The sequence below is a fragment of the Schlesneria sp. genome (assembly GCF_036405755.1).
In the GTDB taxonomy this organism is placed as follows: Bacteria; Planctomycetota; Planctomycetia; order Planctomycetales; family Planctomycetaceae; genus Schlesneria; species Schlesneria sphaerica.
Genome location: NZ_DASWWZ010000393.1, coordinates 1 through 3,004, shown reverse-complemented (window position 1 = coordinate 3,004; position 3,004 = coordinate 1). Strand labels below are relative to the sequence as shown.

Genomic DNA, 3,004 nt, shown 5'->3' with positions numbered 1-3,004 from the left:
GAACCGTCATGTCTGATGATCACTGTGCCGACCTCGAATTTCGTCCTCGGCTCCCTCGCGACAAATCGGTAGGGATCGGCTGTATCGGTGCCGGTTTTATCATGTCCGATTGTCATCTGGTTGCGTACCGGCAAGCGGGATTTAATCCGGTGGCGATCGCTGCACGCCGACAGGAACAGGCCGATTCCGTCGCACATCGCCATGGCATTCTCAATGTGTATACGGACTACAATGAGCTGCTTGCCAACCCGGCTGTGCAAGTCGTCGACGTTGCTGTTCCCCCCGATTTGCAGCTTTCAGTGATCCAGCAGATTGTGACTCACGCAGATCACATCCGCGGGGTGCTGGCTCAAAAGCCGCTGGGGGTCGACTACCAACAGGCGGTTGAAGTTGTGCGGCTTTGTCGCGAAGCGGGAATCACTCTGTCGGTCAATCAGAACATGCGGTATGACCAGTCGGTGCGAGCGTGTCGCTCGCTGCTGGACAGTGGCAAGTTGGGCGAACCGGTTCTCGCGACCATCGACATGCGCGCGATTCCACACTGGATGCCGTGGCAGTCCCGACAGGGATGGGTGACGCTGCGGATCATGAGTATTCATCATCTCGACACACTCAGGTACTGGTTTGGCGATCCGGTGCGGGTTTACGCAAGCGTGCGTCCCGATCCCCGCACGACGTTTCTACACGAAGACGGAATCTGCCTGTACATTCTCGAATATGCCAACGGGCTGCGAGCCATGGGATGTGATGACGTCTGGGCAGGGCCATCCAAGGAGGGATCCGCAGCCGACATTGGCATCCGCTGGCGGGTCGAAGGAACATCCGGCATGGCGCGAGGCACCATTGGTTGGCCAAGTTACCCGGAACGAACTCCCAGCACGCTCGATTACACCACAACCCAGTCCCCGCAGTGGCACATGCCACGGTGGGATGAAGTCTGGTTCCCCGATGCCTTCGTCGGTCCGATGGCTCAGCTGTTGTGTGCCCTCGAAGACAGTCAAATTCCAGAAATCAGCGCTGTAGACAACTTGAAGACGATGGCTCTCGTTGAAGCCTGCTACCGTTCGGCCAGGGAACATCGGGCCGTCGAACTGACCGAAATCACGGGATAAACTCCGTCGCAATTCTGGTGGAAATCCTGGAATTTCATTCCAAACAGGATTGTTGCTGCGAATAATCAGATCCAGATTCTTCCCTCGTGGGGTTCGCCACTTCGTTCCTACCGTCGCTCCTTCTGTACGACCATCGGGCCAACGCATGGAATCAGAAAAAGAAAAAACGGCTTCGGCCAGCGAACCGATACGAAAGGCAACGTCCCAGCTTGGCAAGTACAGGCTGCTGAAAAAGCTGGGTCAGGGGGGGATGGGCGAAGTCTATCTCGCGGAAGACACGAAGCTCGGCCGTCAGGCTGCCGTCAAAGTATTGTCCAAGACGCTGGCCAGGGAAGCCGACTTCATCGCCCGCTTCCAGAAAGAAGCCCGCGCAATGGCGCGGATCAATCATGATAACGCCGTCAGCGTCTTTGATGTCGACGAAGACCATGGACTACATTATGTCGCGATGGAATACGTCGATGGCAAAAGTATGCAGCAATGGCTCAATTTATTGGGCACGTTATCCGTCGGTGATGCACTGCATGTTGCGTTGCGCTGTGCAGAGGTCCTGCAATTCGCTCACAAGCAGAACCTCATTCACCGCGACATCAAGCCCGACAACATCATGCTCACCAGAAACGGCAAGGTGAAAGTGGCGGACTTTGGCCTGGCCAAAGCACTGGACGACGACCTTTCAATGACTGCCAGCGGGATGGGCCTCGGGACTCCCTACTACATGGCCCCCGAACAGGCGAGAAACGCGAAACACGTCGACCGTCGGTCAGACATCTATGCCTTGGGCATCACGCTTTATCACTTGCTCACCGGGCAGCTCCCATTCAAGGGCGAATCCGTGATGGAAGTGATCATGGCAAAAGAGTTAGGGAAGTACCCGCCCGCCCGCAAACTCAATCAACAAGTTCCTGACAAGCTCGACCTGATCATCAGCAAGATGATCGAGAAGGATCCGGCCCATCGCATGAAAGACTGCGATGAAGTCATCAAATTACTGGCGGGACTGGGCTTGGAAAACTCCTCATTGAGCTTCATCGAAACGGCGGACCGGGTCGTGCAATCCGCCGCTGCGAAGAAAGCGAACACATCGCCTGGTGAGCGCGTTGACTCGTCGCCCATTTCAAACCGCGCGAACGGAGGCACTCCGCCCTCTTCAGACCTCGAAGATGAAATCAAAGCACGAACCACGAAAGCGGGAACGACTTCACCCGTGGACCAGTGGATCGTCCAGTACAAGACTCCGCAGGGGAAAGAAACTCTGGGAAGGTTTTCGACTCTGCAGCTCCAGACGGCACTTAAAACCGGGATAATCGATCTGAAGGCACGGATCAAAAAAAATCCCGTCGACAGCTTTGTCCCGATTGGCTTCTACCCCGAGTTTGAGAGAGCCGTCGAAGGACGTCTGGTCAAAGAGAAGGCCGAGCGAAAATCCGCGGGACTGAAATCGGAATTCGACAAGATCGGACGGCAGTACGACCGCCGCGCATGGACTCGCTGGATCAAAGATCTGGTATCGGGAACGGCGGGACTGGTGACGTTTATTCTCTGGTTGACGTTTGTATTCGGAGGCCTGGCTGCGGTGATTATTTTTCGCCAGCAGATCTGGGACTCGATGGCCAACTTCCTCAATTCGTTGCAGAAATGACGGTGTCGCAGACGGCTGGTCCGATTTCCGGGCAGCAGTTATAATTCCCGCGCCGTGAACGATTTGAAAGCCAGCGTGAACACCCCTTTGCGAGGTGCTCAATGGCTTTCTGACACTCGCCTTAATCGCCGATTCTCCGCGTGAGAACGGCGGTTTCCTTTTTAGAATTGAAGTACTGCGATGGACAATGATCTGAAAGAAGTCTGCCAGAATTTGATTGAACGCATCCTCCATCTGCGGGGGTCTCTTT

General features: G+C 55.5%; 2 protein-coding genes. Both read left to right on the top strand.

Annotated features, from left to right (window positions below):
• Positions 1-8: 8 nt before the first annotated feature.
• Positions 9-1,112 carry a Gfo/Idh/MocA family protein gene (locus tag VGE80_RS13595; protein WP_440593055.1) on the top strand — a complete coding sequence of 368 codons (1,104 nt, stop codon included), beginning with the start codon at positions 9-11 and terminating at the stop codon, positions 1,110-1,112.
• Positions 1,113-1,257: 145 nt separating this feature from the next.
• Complete coding sequence (locus VGE80_RS13590) at positions 1,258-2,754, top strand: serine/threonine protein kinase (RefSeq protein ID WP_440593054.1); 1,497 nt, start codon at positions 1,258-1,260, stop codon at positions 2,752-2,754.
• Positions 2,755-3,004 lie beyond the last annotated feature (250 nt).